The following is an 18385-nucleotide window of genomic DNA, read 5'->3' as shown; positions in this document are numbered from 1 at the left end:
GTAGCTTATTTATTCGTTATTCTACGAGGGGGGAGTAAAGGAGATCTGTACTTTCATACCCTGTGAACCCTCTTCACTTAAATCCCCGTTCAATTGTTCAACCAGCATTCTGATGAGTTTCAGACCGAAACTTTGGGATTTGTCCTGTTCCGGTTTTCGTTTAAACCCCTTCCCGTTGTCTTGATATAGGATGATGATTTTATCCCCCTGACGGCAGGATGAAACGGATATCCGGGGTTCTGGTGTTTTATCAAAGGCATATTTCATGGAATTTGTAATACATTCATTCAGGATGATACCTATGGTGGAAAGTGTCCTGGCATCCAGGTTAATATTCTGAAGATCCGTGGATATTTTGACCGGCTTGTTCTGGGGAAAAAGGCCGATAATTTCCTGTATCAGGGAGGGTAAAAAATCCCGGATATTGAGTTCCTGATATCCTTCTGAGCGGTACAATTTATCATACAGCACCATCATGCTTTGGACTCGTCCGGCAGCATCCTGGAGGATTTTCTGGCTTTCGGAATCTTTGATTGAACGGGATTGCAGGGTTAAAAGACTCTTTACCGTCCCCATGTTGTTTTTAATCCGGTGATGGGTTTCTTTCAGCAGAAGTTCCTTTTCCCGGAGCAATGTTTGAATTTTTTCCTCTGCCTTCTTTCGCTTTGTCACATCCCGGGCAACGGCATAGATGGTTTCTCCGGAGGGCCTTGACCGCCATTCAATCCATCGATAGCTTCCATCTTTGCATCGGTAACGGTTTTCAAAATTCCAGACATCTTCCTGGTCACTCAGAGTGGAAATGGCTTTCCGTGTGGAGTCCAGATCATCGGGATGAATAAGTTCCAGAAAAGACCGGCCTTCCAGTTCATGAAGGGGATATCCCAGGACCTTTTCCCATTCAGGATTCAGGCGGATAAACTGACCATCCGTGTTAGCAATACACAGCAAGTCAAGACTCAATGTAAAATACCGGTCCAGTTCATTTTTGGCCCTTATCAGTTCTTTTTCGACTTCCCGGCGTTTTACGTGTTTCCAAACCGTATCCATCATCAGGGTCAGTTGGCGGATATCCGAATCTGTATAATCCGTCTTTTTGTTGGCCACACCCACCACAGCAACAATTTCGTCATCATACAAAACGGGAATTGTCAGAAACTTATGCAAAGGTGCGTGTCCTTCAGGCACACCCTTTTTCTGTGGATTGGGGGCGGCAAAGTCTTTGACAACAATGGGTCTCCGCTGACGCACCGCTTCACCCCATATCCCGGTCTTGTCCAAGTCGTAAACAGTCTGCTTTTCCGTCACCGTACATTGATGCATGACTTCTCTGGACCAGGTGTTTAACCTGAATTTTTTTTCGGTTTCATTGTAGAAGTAAATGTACCCGATTTCACTTTCAGTAAGCTTAATGGCTTCTTCGAGGGCAAAATCCAGGAGTTCCTGAATATCTTTCGCCGGATGATGGGCAATTCTTAAAAGACTTTCAAGTCGGGCTTCATTGCGTTTAATCTTTTTTTCCGTCAGGATGAGCCGGGTAATATCACGTCCTACTCCAACCAGTCCGTGGACCTGACCATCCTTTTTAAAAATGGGGGATAAGGATGTTTGATAGTACAAAACCCCCTCATCTGTGGGAATTTCCCATTCATATACGACAAATTCACCTTTTAATGCCTTTTCATTGGCTTCGGTATGGACCTTTCCCGCTTCTTTACCTAAAATTTCTTCACTGGTTTTTCCCAGAAAATGCTCCCTGCTGAGTCCCATTTTCTCAACCCACGGACCAAAAACACCCGTATGCCGTTGCCGGGTATCCAGTGTAAAAATAATGTCCTGCATATTACCGATAATGTTGCGAAATCGTTCTTCATTGGATATCAATGCTTTTTCAGCCTGAACACGTTCTGAGATATCAATAAAAACGATAAAGTTCAGGTCACCGCTGCTTTTCATGCGGAATTCAATATACTTTTGGGATCCATCCTTGCAGGTTACGGGAAATTCAAGGGGTTGCATTTCATGTCCGCTTTGCCGGGCCTGATCCATGGCCTGTTTCCAGGTGTGGCGGATCTCTTTCCTGAGTTTTTCATCGGGATATGCAAGACGAAACCAGGCGTCTGCCGTGGGCATATCTTCCATCGTATAACCAAAAAGTTCCATAAACTTCGGACTTACATACTGAACTTTTTCATCCTGATCTGATATGACAATACCGACCGGCGCCAGTTCAGCAAAGAGACGGAAGCGTCCTTCACCATGTTTCAGGGCATCCGTCTCTTTTTTCTGCCGGGTAAGGACCTCTGTATAGACAATAATTCCACCAATAGATCCGTCGCTTTCAAACCAGGGTCGGCATTCCCAGCGTGTCCATTCAATCGAGCCATCCGTATGTATATACGGGTCATCATCTGATGTGATGACTTCTCCATTTAACGCCCTCTGATGCACAATCCGCCACTTTTCGGGCAAGTCGGGAAATACATCATAATGAGGCTTCCCTATGATATCTTTTTCTTTTACCTGGTACTGTTTCAGGTATTGCTTACTGACATAAATATATCTCAAATCTCTATCGTGGACTGCAATGGCGCTGTTACTATGTTCTATAATGTAATGAAGAAGGTTTCTTGAGTGCTCAAGCCGTTTCTCTTTTTCCTTTTCCCGCATTTTGGCATCAAACAGGCGAAAAGCCATTTTAATGGCGGCAATCAGGACCGTCTCGCCGGAGTTTTTTACAATATATCCATAGGATGTGATTCCTTCTGTCTTTTCCACCACTTCCCGCTCTGTGTGGGACGAGAGAAACACAAGGGGGATATCCTGCTCAGATAGAATTTGCCTGGCTGCATCGGTCCCGTCTATCCCATCTCCTAAATTGATATCCATCAGAATCAGGTCAATATCCGGTGTGTTTCGGACAGCTTCGATGGCATCTTCACCGGTGGGGACATGCAGCACCGAATATCCATAATCTTCAAGGATCATCTGCTCATGGAGGGCGATGAGCATTTCATCTTCCACCAGAAGGATTTTTTTTGTATGGTTATTCATCTTTGATCCGTCCCTTATTGCTGAATAATTCAATATCTGCTCCAATCAGCAGAAGAATGATGGGAATGATGAGGTATGCATGATAATACTGAGTATGTTTGTCTGTAAAAGGAATATAATCATTTACCTTACGTAATGAAAAAATTATCACTTATTTCATTGGGAAATGATGTAATATTGCATCTTTATTTCAGGAGAAAGTGATGAACCGGACATGGATTACCCTCTTGTTGCTGAGTGCCAGCAATATTTTCATGACATTTGCCTGGTATGGCCATCTGAAACATCTGTCTCACAAACACTGGATCATTGCAGCTGTCATCAGCTGGGGGATTGCCTTTTTTGAGTATCTGCTGCAGGTTCCGGCAAACCGCATTGGTCATACGGTTATGTCTGTGGGACAATTAAAAATTCTTCAGGAAGTCATCACGCTTTCAGTGTTTGTCCCCTTTTCCATCCTGTATTTAAAAGAAAAACTTACTGTTGATTATGTATATGCCGGTTGTTGTCTGATGGGGGCTGTATTTTTCCTGTTCAGGGCAAAGCTTCATTTTTAATTTACACTTTAACAACTTGTAACCGATTATATCATTTCTCACAAAATTCTAATATATATTTTTTGAACAATTGAAGGAGTAAGACCATGGAAATCCTTTACATTACACTCATAACCATCCTTGCCGGAGGTGTAGGAACACTGACCGGTTTTGGGACATCCACCATCATGGTGCCCATATTACTCTTTTTTCTGCCTTTGCCCCAGACACTTCTTCTGGTGGGAATTATTCACTGGTTCGGGGATATCTGGAAAATGCTTTTTTTCCGGAAAGGGTTTCAGTGGAAACTGATTCTTTCATTTGGTGCCGCAGGAATCCTTGCATCCTTTCTGGGAGCGAATATTGTCTTGTCTGTTTCCGAAACCCTTTTATCACGAATTTTGGGGGGATTTTTTATCTTCTATGTCTTGTTTCTCTTTTATAATCCCACGTTTAGAATTCCCAAAAAATCGGCTACGGCGGTAAGCGGTGGCGCCCTATCCGGTTTTCTGGCAGGGATATTCGGTGTGGGCGGAGCCGTACGGAGCATGTTTCTCAGTGCCTTTGACCTGCCGAAAGCAGTTTATATTGCCACAGCCGGTGCCATCGCCTTCTTTATCGACATCACCCGCATCGCCACCTATCTAGGCAACGGGATTCGACTGGATGAGAGCTACTTATGGGGACTACTCCTCTTCATTCCTGCCTCCCTTGCCGGGGCTGCCCTTGCAAAAAAAGTAATCGATCGCATTCCCCAGGAACAGTTCCGGCGGGTGATTGCAGTGTTTCTGTTTGTGGTGGGGGTGAAGTTTTTGATATTTCCGTAGGTTAGTCGACAGTCGGCAGTCGGCAGTGGACAGTCGGCAGTCGTTAGTCGTCAGTTGACAGTCAAAAGTCAAAAGTCGAAAGTCAAAAAGTCGATTGACTAGATTGATTTGATTGCCTGCCCCGTGAAAAGGGACCCGGTTTACCGGGATATTTAACGGGGGATTTGATTGAAACCCCAGGAGCGAAGTGACGCTAACTTCCAACTTCCAGCTTCTAACTTCTAACTTCATAAAGATGATTGTCTGCCCCGTGAAATGAGCGCAGCGTCTTTCACAGGGGATTGATTTGATTGAAACCCCAGGAGCGATGCGACGCTAACTTCAGACAGGCCACGGCCTGTCCCTACATCTTCCAGCTTCCAATTTCTTATTAATGATTGATTAGATTCTTTTGCTGATCAGAATATGAGATTATAAGAGAAATCCGATATATGATTTCGCTTAGGTGACGCCCCCCACCCCGGGGGTAAAATACACCGAAAAACGACATAAAGCAAGATAATATTGTTATTCGTATATATGAATAGCCGAATTATTCAACCTATTGTAGACCGGGATCAATTCTCATGGTTATGTCTATTCCTATGTGGTAAAGCACCTTCGGTGTTCAAAAATTTAAGCGTCACTTCGTGCTGTTCAATTGCTTCGCTGTGCTCCCCATCCCCCCTTCACGTCGTCACCCTTTCTCCCCCTCTCTCCATCTTTCCATCTCCTCTGCGAGCCCTGCACAAGAACAACTCATAACTCATAACTCAGACTCAGCAGCAGGACGTGTCCTGCTGCTACGACTCACTACTCTCCACTCATAACTCTAAAAATAATATATTATTTTTGTGTAAATCATGTCATTGTCATCAAAGCGCCCAAACCGGCCGCCATCCCCGACAAACAGGTTGCTTCCCAACAGGATATCAAATCCGTCGGTAAAGGAATAGGAGATTTTGGGCCGGATCAGGGCATCCCCTTCATTCAATCCGGTATAGGTGAAAAGCTCAAGCCATAATTTTTCCCGGAGAAAATCTTTCTTTGCCAGGAATGTGAGAGTATGTTCAAATTCATCATTTTGCATGCCTGTTTCATAATCCATGATATACTCCTGGATGATCTGGGAACTGAAGGTAATCCCCCAGGCATTAAAATCCAGTCCCGCCATGCTGTGGAGGAAATCCTTTTCCACGGTGGCATCGGGATAGGCCGGAGATTCGATTTGAAAATAGCGGCCGGAGTAAAATCCGCTTTCACCCCGGAGTACAAGGGGACCCACCGGCAGACTAAAACTGCCGCCTCCCATGGTGACCCGGTGATATTCGGGACGAACCGTGAGCCCGGTCAATTGCTGCGTGGCCGGGTTAAACTGCTTCGTCATGTGCATGACCGGATCATCATAGAACATATATCCTCCCACCAGTTCAAGATCAAAACGGGAGGTCATGGTACCGTACCGGAGGAATACTTCACTGTTTTCCAGCCGGGCGGAGACATCCGACGTGGAATAGTCGAAAACGGGTTGTACGGGATAATCCATCCCCGGATTCCAGATGGAGCTTGCATCGGGCATCCGGGTCGGAGTAAATACCGGGACCCATACGGCTTCGTAGGTAGAATTTCCATGATAGGCGTTGATTTTAAAGGCCGTTACACCCATACGGATCTCATCAAAATCCGGCAGGAGAAATTCCCGCAGGTCTTTCGGGGATACAATATCCGTAATGAAGGCGCCTTCCGCCTTTCCCTGTATGATCTGCTGTTTCCCGATTCTCAGGTCGAATTTGTCGAAGAACAGATCGAGATAGGCTTCCCGAAGACCGATCTCCAGATCCTGGTCAAAGGTGTGGTACAAGTAGGGATTGACCAGCAGTCCCCCTTTCATGCTTTTCTTTTCAAAATTCAAATCCAGGGTATTCTGTACGATGGAAAAGTCCCGGCTTCCTCCGGTGAGCATCCCGGTGTAATTCCGGGCGTATCCCGAGATGTAGATATTATCCATTCCATAAACTGTGCCTGTCAAAACCAGCAATCCCAAAAGCATGATATTTTTTATTTTTCCAAATAACATGAATTCTCCTTTTTCTCTTTTATCGTCCCAGGGTCATACTGCGCTCTGTAAAACGGCTGTCCGGAATACCCTGATTGATCTGTACATTGTTGAAAGCCATGTTTGTTTTATGATCTTTCTGCACGTTTTTCATCTCTGTTTCCAGGATAGTCCAGAATCCGTCAATGTTATCAAACTTGTGAATCGTAAGGATTTTCAACAGATCGCCGTCTTCATCATAGAATTCCCGACGGAGTCCCAGATAATTATCTTTCATGACCCATGTGATGGTTTTGGAATACATATAATCCTCTTCTTTGGGGATGCTTTCCACAACCCAGCACGCTTTCCCGTCCAGGGTTTCTTCCCGGAGGAGTGTATGGGTATCTTCCCCGGGATGGCGGTCACCCAAATCGTCATAGGTAAAATCTGATCCCATGAAATAATCACTTTTTCCGTCACTGGAGATCCGCTTGGTCCGTTTCAGGGCCGGTAAATAGATCCACTGGTCGTCATCCCGGCCGTCGGCATAGCTCCAGTTCATAAAGGATGTTCCCCGCACATCGGCCGGTGCCATGAAGAACATGATTTTCTTGTCCATTTCATCCCCGTATTTGATGTATTGTTTCAGAGTACGGACTCTGCTTTCCCCCTGCTTGTTGGTCAGGGTCATGGTGAGTTCTCCCTGCATATCATCACCGGTAGGATTATTGTAAACATCCTCCATGATTTGCTTTCCGGTGATTTCAGCGTTCAAAGGCTGAATCATCAGTATCATAAGCAGAAGACTCAGGATGAAAGGTGTGCTTTTGTGTTTCATGGTATTCTCCTTGTTTGTGTTAAAATGAATAAGCCTGCAATCCAAACTGAAGTGTGTGGATGCGGCGATAAAAGAACATGTTGTAATAGTCCTGTCCATTATAATACCGCAGGAAAAGACTTACATCTTTCAGGATTTTAGGACGGTAGGAAATCATGGCTTCCACATTCAGACGTTCTGTGATATCCCAGAATCCTGTATCGTCCATATCCCCGAACATCCAGCTTGTATTGATTAAGGTCTGGACAATGGGGATATCATCGAAAGTGTGAATCCTTCCGTTGAAAAGAGACCGCAGACGCTTGAACGAGAACTTGTTGATCCGGAAGCTGTTATTCCAACGGAGAAAGCTGTATTGTCCTTCCAGTTCCCGGCTCCGGTCAAGATTCACGTGAACTTCTAATGATGTTTTAAAATATTCCGTGGTATGAGAGAAGGGAATAATCCGTTCATTAAAGAAGGCACCGATTTCAAAATAGTTGGTGGAAAAGTCGCCGGACCGGGTATTGATACGGCCATCCTCCAGATAAAAAGGTTCATCCTGTCCGTTGGAATGGTGTGCCAGAGTCAGAAAGAGATACCGCACCGGTTCATCCGGATCCAGAAAGCGGGTCAGCTGGTGGTAAAAACTCAATTGGGGCATGTAACTGGGGGTCCGGACCGGAAAGGATTCCGTTGCCTGCATCCGTATCATGATGGCAGGAGACAGCGTGGCACCCCAGCGGGAATCCCTGTTTGTCCTGAGCAAAAAGTAGGGCGCCACAAGTCCTTCAAAAATCAACGGTTCAAGATTTCCCATGCCCTGACTGAAGGTGATATAACTTTCTTTCTGATTGGCACGGATGGACCGGAAGAAATTATTCTCCGGCACCGTTTTCGCCAGGGCATAAGGTGTATTCAACCCAAGGCTCAGAAAAAACAGCCATATCAACCATGTGTCAGGGACACGTTTCATCTAGGTATCTTTCCTTTTTGTTATAAACAGATTACGCGTATAGACCAGGATCATCATAATGGTTAATGTTCCGGTCAGGCTTGAGAACATATTCATGGATACCAATGCGCCTAATGTTCGGTTGGGAGGGAAAACAGAAAAGAGGAGCACAAGAAAGCCTGAAATTACCACGATGGCATTATACAGAATTGCCTTGCCTGTCTGGTTCATGGTGGCGTACAAGGCGGTTTCTTTCGATGGATTGGTGGACAGGTTCATGCGGTAGTGCTGGAGAAAGTGGATGGCATAATCGATACCCACACCCATGGCAATACTGGATAAAAGGGCTGTGGTGGTGCTCAGGGCAATATTCAGGATTCCCATAAACCCGAAATTGATCAGGAGGGTAATCAGGATCGGCGTAACACCAATGAGCCCGGCTTTAATGCTCCGGAACATCAACATCAGGAGTCCCAGCACCAGAAAAAGAGACATCACGATGCTCTTGATCTGACCTTCAAGAATCAGGTCCGTAAAAACCAGGGACTTGTAGCCCGAACCGGCAAAGTTTATTTCAACGCCCAGTTCCTGAAAATCATCTTCAAAGGATTCAATCACAGCAAGGGCTTCATTGATCGTTTTGGAATCGTCCCCCTTCAGCTGAAAGGTCACATTGGCTTTATTGTAGTCGTAATTGGTGACTTTCAGCAGGTTTTCCGGATCACCGGACATTTCATACAGCAGGAGGTACTGGGCAACCATGTTCCGGGTTTCAGGAATGGCATAAAATTCTTCCCGGTCTTCATTCATCACCTTGTTCATCCGCTTCAGGTAATCAGACAGGGAGAAGGAATTTCCCACCTTGTCCAGCTTCACCGTTTCGGCCTGAAGGGCGTCTATCAGGCGCAGGGTCTCCGGCTTTTTAAAGGTATCTGCGTCACGGCTTTCAAGAACCACATTCAGGGTGGATGTCCCGCCAAATTTGCTGTTCACAAAAGTATCTGTCTTGACAATCTCACTATCTTTTTCAAATTTGTCCAGAAAACTGGAATTGATCCAGACACGCTGAATCCCGAAAAGAGAAACGGCTACAATGATCAGGACTGTAACATAGACTATTTTTTTCCTTGCCAGCAATCCATTGGTAAAACGGATAAAGGGGTTGTGTTCTGAATCTGCTTTTTCTTTCTTTTTCCCGGGATGATATCCCGTGAGGACCACCATCACCGGCAGAAGAATCAGTGCCATGAGAAAGGCCGTGAAAATCCCGAAAGCTGTAAAAATACCAAAATATTTGATGGGATAGACTTCCGATGTGAGGAGGGAGATAAAACCGATCATCGTGGTAAAGGCCGCCATGGCAAGGGGTTTCCACAAAACGGTCAGAGTATGTTTCAGGGATGTGAGTATTTTAGCCTGAGGATGGCGCTCCACATATTGTTTCAGGTGATTGTAAAAATAAATACCGTAAGCCACACCGATGGCAATGAGCATCACGGGGATCATGGTGGAGACGGAATAGACGGGAATTCCCAGAACCGCCATGAGTCCAAAAGCCCAGATGGTGCTTACAAAAACAGTGAGAAGGGTAGCAAACGTAGCCCGGAAACTTCGGAGAAGGAGGAGCAGGACGCCTGTAATAACTACAAGGACAATGGGCACCATGCGTTGCATGTCTTTGGGTCCCAGTTTACCCATGGTGCCTTCCACAATGGGACGGCCGGCAACATAGATGGTATTGTTTTCATCCTCATAGGAACCGGCAAAGGCCAGGATCTCACGATAGAAATCATCGGTGAAATATTCGCTCTCCATTCCGGCTACGATGAGGGCTGTTGTTTCATCACGGGAGACGACCCTCCCGTAGATCATATCATTCTCCCGCACGTTTTGCCGGAGTTCATCCAGAGCTTCGGCATCTTGGGGAACCCGGGAATAAAAGGCATTCACTTCCAGTCCGTACTCTGTGCCTTCAATATTATCCGCCGTATAGAGTGAGGTGACATCATGATCATCGAATTCCGGCATTTTCTGGAGTTTTCGGGAGATATCCTTAATTTTTTCCAGGGTGACGGAATTGTAGATACCATCGGGATTTTCGATGGCAATCAGAATACCGTCTTTAATATTGAACCACTCTTCCGCCTGATCGCTGTAAACAAAAGCGGGATGGTTTTGGGGCATGTACTTATCCAGGTTCGTCTCCATGCGGGAATTCTGACGGATCTGCTGCATGAAAAACACCGTGATGGCAGCAATGACCAGCAGGACCAGTCCGGCAAAGAGTTTTGTTTTAAGGGAGGATTGTTTCATGTTTTCCTCAATGTTTGTTAATGTTAACTAACGTACCGGGTAAAAAAAGGCGCAGAAACAGGAGCCTGTATTTTAGATTTCGGAGGATAAGCATCACTCTGAAGGGGAAGGGGGCTCTTTCTTTCCGGTGTATGATCTGTTTCATGGCGGAATCTCTTATGATCCGTTCGCGGGTTTAAGCAGGCACTTAAGGGATGCAGTTAATTTTAAACCTTCATCCTTCAAACTGAAGGGAGCACCGGTCAACTGCCATTTTTTTACAAAAAGGCGCAGGGCACCCAGGATCATCAGGATCAGGTGTTCGGCTGGGATATCCTTCCGGATTGTTCCGGCAGCCTGACCGTCATCGAGAATCGTTTTTATGACGGAGCTGTTATATTCCATAATGGAAATCACTTTATCAGAGAGGGCGGCTTCATTGCGAAAAAGTTCTTCGGCAAAGATTACAGTCACGAGGGACGGATTTTCCGTAAAGACCCGGAAGTGATTCATGAGAATATTTTCAATTTTATCCGGAGCCGGGAAGGATTTATCCACCTCCTTTTCAAAGAAACCTTCATTATTTTGCCGGAAAAAATCCAGCAGGGCCGAGAGAATCTCCACCTTATTGTCAAAGTGCCGGTAGATGGCAGGTTCGGATATTCCAATCCTTTTCGAGAGGTTTTTCATGGTCAGTCCCTGGATACCATATTCAGAGAGAAGTTCCAGGGAGACATGGATAATTTCTTTTTGCCGGTCCGTTTTCATATAGGCATTCCTTTTTCGGAATTTTTCTTATCTTTTTTCATCAGGATCATATTGGCAATGGCCAAAAGTGTGAAGAGAATACCGATATAGACGTGCAGGTGTGTAATGAGGGGATTCCGGGGTTCAGTCCCCGCCCAGTAGGTAATCACCAGGGGGACGGATGTAATGATCAGGGCAATCAGGGAAATAATTCTCAATTTTGTCACCAGTTTCAGCATTTTTTCCTCCTACTTTACGGTAAGTTAGTAATTATTAACTAACGTTACAAGATTTTTTATTCTCGATCGCATTCATTTAAAATGGCTCCCTTTATATATAAAACTTCCCATATTAAACATCCCCCGTGAAATATCCCGGTAAATAGGGTCCCTTTTCACGGGGCAGGCAATCATCTCCTAGAAGTTAGAAGCTGGAAGTTGGAAGTTAGCGTCGCTTCGCTCCTGATAGTTGGTTCAGGGGTTCAATAGCCGCTACGCGGCTTTCAAACGCTGCTACGCAGCGTTCAAGGATCTCACTGCGTTCGATCTTCAATCCCGGATATGCGGATTTCAATGGGTCATTTCTTTTTTGAACACTGCGAAGCAGTGCTGGAATGCTGAGCGCAGCGAAGCTATTGAACGGCACGAAGTGCCGCTTGAATTATTAAACGCCGCTACGCGGCTTTCAAGCACCTCACTACGTTCGGTGTTCAAACGCTGCTGCGCAGCGTTCAAGGATCTCACTGCGTTCGATCTTCAATCCCGGATATGCGGATTTCAATAGGTTATTTCTTTTTTGAACACTGCGAAGCAGTGCTGGAATGCTGAACGCAGTGAAGCCATTGAACGGCACGAAGTGCCGCTTGAATTCTTGATCGCCGAAGGCGTTTGAATACTGAACACGGCGAAGTGTCAATCCCCCAATCCAATCAATCCCCTGTGAAATACGCTGCACTCATTTCACGGGGCAGACAATCATCTTTATGAAGTTAGAAGCTGGAAGTTGGAAGTTAGCGTCGCTTCGCTCCTGGGGTTTCAATCAAATCAATCTAATCAATCGACTTTTTGACTTTCGACTTTCGACTGTTGACTGCCGCCTGCCGACTGAAAAAGTGACGCGTAACGCGTGAAGCGCAACAAGAGGTCCAATCATCCAATCCCTCATTCAAATCAATCCCTCCGCACACTCTGCCCCTCTGCGGGAGAAAGACTCAAAACTCATTTTAGTGTTGACAAGATAAAAAGGAGTCTCTACATTAACTTGTACGGACAACCAATCATTCGGACAAATACGATGAGACTAAACAGTGTAAAGGGAACCGGGCTTTCAACAATCTCTGTGCTTTTACTGGCCTGTTCCTTCATTTTCTTTGCCTGTGCCCCGGAAGAAGATCCCCTTATCATTGGGATTGTGGGGGATCAGTTCGGTGCTTATGATACAGAAGAAGCCCTGGATATCATGGAAAAGGGTGTGGCCATGCTTGAGAACCACCAGCCCCAGATTCTCCTCCATGTAGGAGATATGGTGGAAAGTGTCCGGGATGTGGATTCCTATGAAGATTACAAAGCCGTGTTCAATCGGGCCGCCGGCATCATGGAAAAAACAGACCTTCCCTGGCTGGTGGCCATTGGAGACCACGATGTGGTTCCTCCCGGATATCAACCCCTCTCCAAAGACCGGAGCCGGGAAAACTGGTTTCTGTCCCTGAGCCAGGAAACATCCCTCCCCATCGATTCCCTTCCCTATTATTCATTTACCCTGAACGGATACCATTTTATCAGCCTCTATAGTATGGAAAACCTCCACACCGATCCCCGGTGGGGATCCATCTTTCTTAACCAGATTACAGACAAGCAACTGGCATGGCTCAAGAAGGATCTTGAAACACATTCGTCTGCAAAAGCGATTATGGTCCTGGTTCATCATCCTCACTGGTATGTGTGGTCCAACTGGTCCCGGGTACACGATGTGCTGAAAAAATACAACGTAAAAGCCGTCCTTGCCGGTCACTACCACTATGATCAGGATGACGGAGAAATTGACGGTATTCGGTATCTGGTGATGGGAGCCACCGGCGGAGCAGTGAAAACTTCGGATGCCCATTCAGGGGGAACACACATGGTGGGGCTGATGAAACTGACTCCCCGGGGACTCGAGGATATCCGTCTGCTGGATGTCCCCGGCGATACCCTTCTGGAACTGACACCCCGGCGTTCCATGGACCGCATCCAGGCGCTATCCTGCATGCTGGACAATCTATACCAGGACGCTCAATTCATTCACACACCCACTGAAATACCGGAAAAGGCAATCGTCCGCCTGGCATCCCTGGCCAATCCCATTGATGTGCCCATTCAACTTTCCATCGATACGCAGCCCCGGGATTTTGAACAAATCCGCTGGCTGAATCATCCGGATACCACACCTCCTATAACCCTTGCTCCCGGGGAGCGTATCGGATGGGCCAATTATTCCAATACCGGTCAATGGTTCACACCGGCCCCTCTTTGGGAAGGAACTACATCCAAGATTTATTTTGAAAAAAAGGGAAGTATTCCTGTAACCATTAGGGTATCTTTCAGCGATACCCGGACCCGGTGTATCCAAAAAACCATAGATTTTACATCCGATTAAGGAGTGTTCCATGAATGAACTTTTGGGCAAAATTGATAAATCCAGTATCGTTCCTTACTACTATCAGCTTCAGGAAGTTTTGGAAAACCTGATTGAACAGGGATATTACAAACCGGATCAGAAACTCCCCTCAGAAAACGAATTGAAAGAGTATTTGGGGATCAGTCGCGCCACGGCGCAACGGGCCATAAAAAATCTGGTGGATCGGGGACTGGCATACCGCATCCAGGGGAAAGGGACTTTTGTTGCCAATAAATCCATTACCTACAGTATTGTTGCCTCCCTCAGCTTTTCCGCTGAAATGATCGGCATGAATAAAAAGGTCCGCAGCAAACTGATCTGTGCCGATGAGATCAAAGCTCATAAACTGATTTCAAAAATGCTGAATGCCGATGAAAACACCCGGTTTTACAGCATCCAGAGACTCCGCTATGTCGACGATTATCCTATTGCCCTTCAAACATCCTATCTGCCGGTCAAACTGGTTCCTGGCCTTATTGATAAGGATATTGAAGAGCATTCCATGTTTATGACCATTAAAAGTGAATATGGGTTAAATATTGTAGATGCCCATGAAACCCTTCAGGCCGTCAAGGCCACGCCCTATGAGGCGGACTTATTAAAGATCAAGCCCGGAGATCCGGTCTTCCTTCTGGAAAGGATTACAAAGATTGACTCTGGCGATGTCATTGAATTCGTCAAAACAATTCTCCGGGGAGACAAAGGGAAATTTTATGTGGAAATCCTGAAAGAAGGAAATTCTTAGGAAACATGATGTCATCATTTTACCTGGCCGATTTGTATCAGACCCTCCGGAAACAAGGCAGTGGCATTTCCCGGATCCGGTCTGTCCGTGATTTGACCAAAATGGAGTTGCAGGACGGCTATTCCCTGATTGTGGCTGTGGATTCAGACGGCGGTATCGGTCCACGCCCCGGCGATACAGTCCCCTGTCCCCCTTATGAACTGGGACGTTTTGCCATCCGGGTCCCCTTGTTGGAAGTGCTGGCGTCCGGAGCCATCCCCATGGCTGCTTATGACATGCTTACCCTTCCCATGGATGATGTGGGGAAAGAAATCCTCAGGGGCGTGCGGGAAGAAATTGAAGCGGCAGGACTCGGAAAGGATTTTCACATATCCGGCAGTACGGAGGATAATGTCCCCACGAATATGACCGGTGTGGGAACCTGTGTGATCGGACTGGTCCATGAAGCGGATTTCCGTCCCGGTACTACAGCCCCCGGCGATTGCGTTGTCTGCATCGGGCTTCCAAAATCAGCACCTGCCGATACTGTACGCGTCAATGACCCGGAGATTCTGGCTTCGAGGGATCTCCTGACAATTCAATCCCTGCCGGGGATTCATGATATGCTTCCGGTGGGATCCCATGGGACTGGATTCGAAATGGACCAAATGGCCAGCTCTGCAGGATTTACAGCTAAACCTGTCGCATCCTTCCTGGATTTAAAAAAATCAGGGGGTCCTTCAACCTGTGTGATTGCATCCATGACGGAGGACGCTTTCAAAACCCTTCCTACACACATTGCCTCTCCAGTCAATAAAATAGGGGTCATACAGCAGGGAAAGTGAAAGGAAAACAGATGAACAAGATTCAAAAACGCATTAAAGGCTGTCTGATCGGCGTTGCGGCCGGAGATGCCATGGGTATGCCCTCGTCCATGATGAGTCCGGAAACCATCCGAAAGGTCTTCGGCAAAATCCGGACCTTTTTGCCGGCACCGGAAGGACACGTCATTCATGGCGGTTTAAAAGCCGCTGAAATCACGGATGATACCCAGCAAACGCTGCTCATTGCCGACTCTATCATTGCCAATGGAAAGGTGGATCCTGAAGATATCGGGAAACGGCTGATCACGTGGGCTGAAAAAATTGGTGCTTTCGACAGCATGCTGATCGGTCCGAGTTCTCTCCGGGCCCTTTACGCCATCCGGAATGGCAAATCGGTGTACGAAGCAGGCAGTGCCGGAGATACCAACGGGGCTGTGATGCGGATTGCCGCGGTAGGCATTTACGGAAAAGGGGATGTGAAACGAACGGTAGATGCCGTGGAGCAAGCCTGTCTGCCGACCCATAACACAAATATCGCCATTGCCGGAGCTTCAGGCATAGCCGTGGCTATCGGAAAGGGCATCATGGGCGAAAACAATTTGTCAAACATTCTTCCGGCAGTTTATGAAGCGATTGACCTGGGGATGACCCGGGGAGTGGACTGGTACAGCGCTTCTATATCAAAACGGTTGAAACTGGCCCTGGGAATTATCAAAACCGCCGAATCGACTGATGAAGCCCGCCGGGATTTGTATGAAATCATCGGAGCCGGCGTGCAAATTTCCGAAACAGTTCCTACCTGCCTTGCCCTGGCCAGCCTGGTAAACGGAAATCCTGTGGAAGCCATCCTTGCAGCGGCGAACCTTGGCGGAGATTGCGATACCATCGGAGCTATCACCGGTGCTGTCTGCGGGAGCCTGAAAGGCGTGGATTCATTCCCCGATGCCTGGATCGAACAGCTGGCGGAAGTCAATGACATTGATTTTGACGATTATGCAGAAAAATTATGGACGATCATTCAAGAATCATCTGGAAAAGGAGAACTTTCATGAAATGGTTTAAACCCTTGACCCTTGTGGTCCTTATGTTCACACTTCTCGTCGGTCCTGTGTGGGCCCAGGAAGCCGAAGAACAGGAGGAAAAATCATCCAAATCCACATCCGAAGTCATTTTAACGGAAGAGGATTTTCAAAAACACAATTGCGACAATGTAGGTGACGCTCTCCAGACCATCTCCGGTGTATCGGTAAATTCCTCCGGAGAAATTTCACTTCGGGATGTCAGTGCCTCGAAAGTGGTGGTGATTATGGATGGCCAGCGACTGAACACACCGGGCTCTGTGGGTGTGAACGTGGCCAGTCTTCCCATCACCAACATTGAAAAAATAGAGCTTCTCCGGGGCGGCCGCTCGGCCCAGTACGGTGCCGATGCCGTGGGAGGCGTCATTCTCATTACCACAAAAACAGAAACAGAATCCATCAAGCCCATGAACTACGGGTTTCAGGTGTCCTATGGTTCCTACAACCGGCAGACTTACAATATCAACCATTCCTACAATAAAAAACGCCTGAATACTTTTATCTCGTTGCAGCGGGATCTGTGGGACGGGGATTTCCCCTATACCGATTATTACGGCAATGAAAAAATCCTGAAAAACAACGAACAGTCTTCATACAATCTTTTCGCCAAAGCGGGTTACCGGCTGGCGGAAGGGAAAAATCTCAGCCTTTCCACCAACTGGTATAATGCAGATAACGGAACCCCCGGCATGATTGACAATCCCACACCCAATGCCCGGCTCCGCTATGACAATAAATCCTACAACCTGACCTATGATCAGGCCGTCCTTTTCAGGGATTTTAACCTGAAAGCCCAGAGCTATTTTCTGGATTATGAAACCAAATTTGATGATCCGGATGCCCTGGGAGGCGGCACACACAGCGATCATGACAATTATGCCCTGGGTCTTGAACTCCAGCAGGGCGGGACCATTGGTGAATTTCTGAATGTGAGTTATGGATATTCCTACCGGAACGACCGGATAGAAAGCACCGATGTCGGTGAAAAAACACGAAATACCCACAGTGCCCATACGTCTTTCACCGGAATACTCCCTCTGGGAGGATTTATCTCACAACTCGAGAGTTCCATCGCCCTTCGCTATGATGCCACATCGGACTTCGAAAACGCCTTAAGTCCACGCCTCAGCCTCTCTGCCGTTCATCAGGGAGTGTTGAATCTTTCCCTTGTCTCTCATATTGCCAAATCCTATAAAGCTCCCTCATTCAATGATCTGTACTGGCCCCGGGATGCTTTTGCCGTGGGAAACCCCAACCTTATGCCCGAAGACGGATTCAACTATGATATCGGACTGACTGCCGGTTTAAAAGGGCTGTCGGTATCGGCCAATTATTTCCGGAATGAAATCGACAACCTGATTCTCTGGGCACAGGATCCGTTCATGGATAACCTTTGGACTCCAAAGAACATATCTGAAACCAGCACCCAGGGTGTTGAAACGTCCGGAACCCTGGATCTTTTTAATAATTCACTTGTCCTGAATGCTGAATACACATACATGAAAGCCCTGGATAAAGGTCCGGATCCCAACCGGCACAACAAATACATCACATACCGCCCCAAAAACAAACTGGATCTTACAAGCACCATCCGTTTTAAAGGACTGGAATGGAATTTCATGGTCCACTATGTGGGATTGCGTTATACCAATCCGGCCAACACCCTTTGGCTGCCCCAGGTTACCACTTACGATACAAATATTTCCTACCGCTTCCCGCTGTTGAAAATTCAGTGGGCTTCCACCCTGGAGGTTACCAACCTGATGGACGAGAATTACATGAAAGTCCGGGGCACAGCCGAGCCCGGAAGAATGTACAAGATTACCCTGGGTGCAAATTTTTAACACACTGAGAGCTT

The 18385-nt window shown here is 46.8% G+C and carries 15 protein-coding genes; 7 read left to right on the top strand and 8 right to left on the bottom strand.

Annotation, left to right across the window (positions count from 1 at the left end):
• Positions 1-21: 21 nt before the first annotated feature.
• Complete coding sequence (locus tag strainIA91_RS11080) at positions 22-3054, bottom strand: PAS domain S-box protein (protein ID WP_400166836.1); 3033 nt, start codon at positions 3052-3054, stop codon at positions 22-24.
• Complete coding sequence (locus strainIA91_RS11075; RefSeq protein ID WP_400166835.1) at positions 3047-3205, bottom strand: hypothetical protein; 159 nt, start codon at positions 3203-3205, stop codon at positions 3047-3049. The genes strainIA91_RS11080 and strainIA91_RS11075 overlap by 8 nt, the downstream gene beginning before the upstream one ends.
• A 52-nt stretch (positions 3206-3257) precedes the next feature.
• Here strainIA91_RS11075 and strainIA91_RS11070 point away from each other — a divergent pair, with 52 nt between their 5' ends.
• Both strainIA91_RS11070 and strainIA91_RS11065 read left to right on the top strand, forming a co-directional pair.
• The gene (locus strainIA91_RS11070) at positions 3258-3611 is read left to right on the top strand and encodes a DMT family protein (RefSeq protein WP_400166834.1); all 354 of its coding nucleotides are present in this window, start codon (positions 3258-3260) and stop codon (positions 3609-3611) included.
• An 86-nt stretch (positions 3612-3697) separates the two neighbouring features.
• Entirely contained in the window at positions 3698-4417 is a 720-nt protein-coding gene (locus tag strainIA91_RS11065; protein WP_400166833.1) for a sulfite exporter TauE/SafE family protein, read from the top strand.
• Between the two features lie 811 nt (positions 4418-5228).
• Here the strand turns inward: strainIA91_RS11065 and strainIA91_RS11060 are convergent.
• The 6 genes from strainIA91_RS11060 to strainIA91_RS11035 all read right to left on the bottom strand — a co-directional run bounded on the left by strainIA91_RS11060 (position 5229) and on the right by strainIA91_RS11035 (position 11484).
• Complete coding sequence (locus strainIA91_RS11060) at positions 5229-6473, bottom strand: DUF1302 family protein (protein ID WP_400166832.1); 1245 nt, start codon at positions 6471-6473, stop codon at positions 5229-5231.
• A 19-nt stretch (positions 6474-6492) separates the two neighbouring features.
• Complete coding sequence (locus strainIA91_RS11055; RefSeq protein WP_400166831.1) at positions 6493-7272, bottom strand: outer membrane lipoprotein-sorting protein; 780 nt, start codon at positions 7270-7272, stop codon at positions 6493-6495.
• Positions 7273-7291: 19 nt separating this feature from the next.
• Positions 7292-8227, bottom strand: coding sequence for a hypothetical protein (locus strainIA91_RS11050; protein ID WP_400166830.1), 936 nt, complete (start codon positions 8225-8227; stop codon positions 7292-7294).
• On the bottom strand, positions 8228-10519 hold the full coding sequence (locus strainIA91_RS11045) for an RND family transporter (RefSeq protein WP_400166829.1): 2292 nt from the start codon (positions 10517-10519) through the stop codon (positions 8228-8230).
• 156 nt (positions 10520-10675) lie between these two features.
• Entirely contained in the window at positions 10676-11266 is a 591-nt protein-coding gene (locus strainIA91_RS11040; protein ID WP_400166828.1) for a TetR/AcrR family transcriptional regulator, read from the bottom strand.
• The gene (locus strainIA91_RS11035) at positions 11263-11484 is read right to left on the bottom strand and encodes a hypothetical protein (protein WP_400166827.1); all 222 of its coding nucleotides are present in this window, start codon (positions 11482-11484) and stop codon (positions 11263-11265) included. Before strainIA91_RS11035 ends, strainIA91_RS11040 begins: the two co-directional genes overlap by 4 nt.
• Positions 11485-12538: 1054 nt before the next feature.
• Here strainIA91_RS11035 and strainIA91_RS11030 point away from each other — a divergent pair.
• The 5 genes from strainIA91_RS11030 to strainIA91_RS11010 are packed head-to-tail and all read left to right on the top strand — an operon-like array spanning position 12539 to position 18371.
• Positions 12539-13879 carry a metallophosphoesterase family protein gene (locus strainIA91_RS11030; RefSeq protein ID WP_400166826.1) on the top strand — a complete coding sequence of 447 codons (1341 nt, stop codon included), beginning with the start codon at positions 12539-12541 and terminating at the stop codon, positions 13877-13879.
• Between the two features lie 10 nt (positions 13880-13889).
• Positions 13890-14645: a GntR family transcriptional regulator gene (locus strainIA91_RS11025; RefSeq protein ID WP_400166825.1), complete on the top strand. Its 756-nt coding sequence runs from the start codon at positions 13890-13892 to the stop codon at positions 14643-14645.
• 5 nt (positions 14646-14650) lie between these two features.
• A complete protein-coding gene (locus strainIA91_RS11020; protein WP_400166824.1) occupies positions 14651-15469 on the top strand; it encodes an AIR synthase related protein in 819 nt (272 codons plus the stop codon).
• Positions 15470-15480: 11 nt separating this feature from the next.
• Positions 15481-16500, top strand: coding sequence for an ADP-ribosylglycohydrolase family protein (locus strainIA91_RS11015; protein ID WP_400166823.1), 1020 nt, complete (start codon positions 15481-15483; stop codon positions 16498-16500).
• Entirely contained in the window at positions 16497-18371 is a 1875-nt protein-coding gene (locus strainIA91_RS11010) for a TonB-dependent receptor plug domain-containing protein (RefSeq protein ID WP_400166822.1), read from the top strand. The genes strainIA91_RS11015 and strainIA91_RS11010 overlap by 4 nt, the downstream gene beginning before the upstream one ends.
• Positions 18372-18385 lie beyond the last annotated feature (14 nt).

The sequence above is a fragment of the Candidatus Neomarinimicrobiota bacterium genome (assembly GCA_041154365.1).
Classification (GTDB): Bacteria; Fidelibacterota; Fidelibacteria; order Fidelibacterales; family Fidelibacteraceae; genus Fidelibacter; species Fidelibacter multiformis.
Note: the sequence above shows the minus strand (reverse complement) of the source record. Positions and strands in the feature narration are given on the sequence as shown.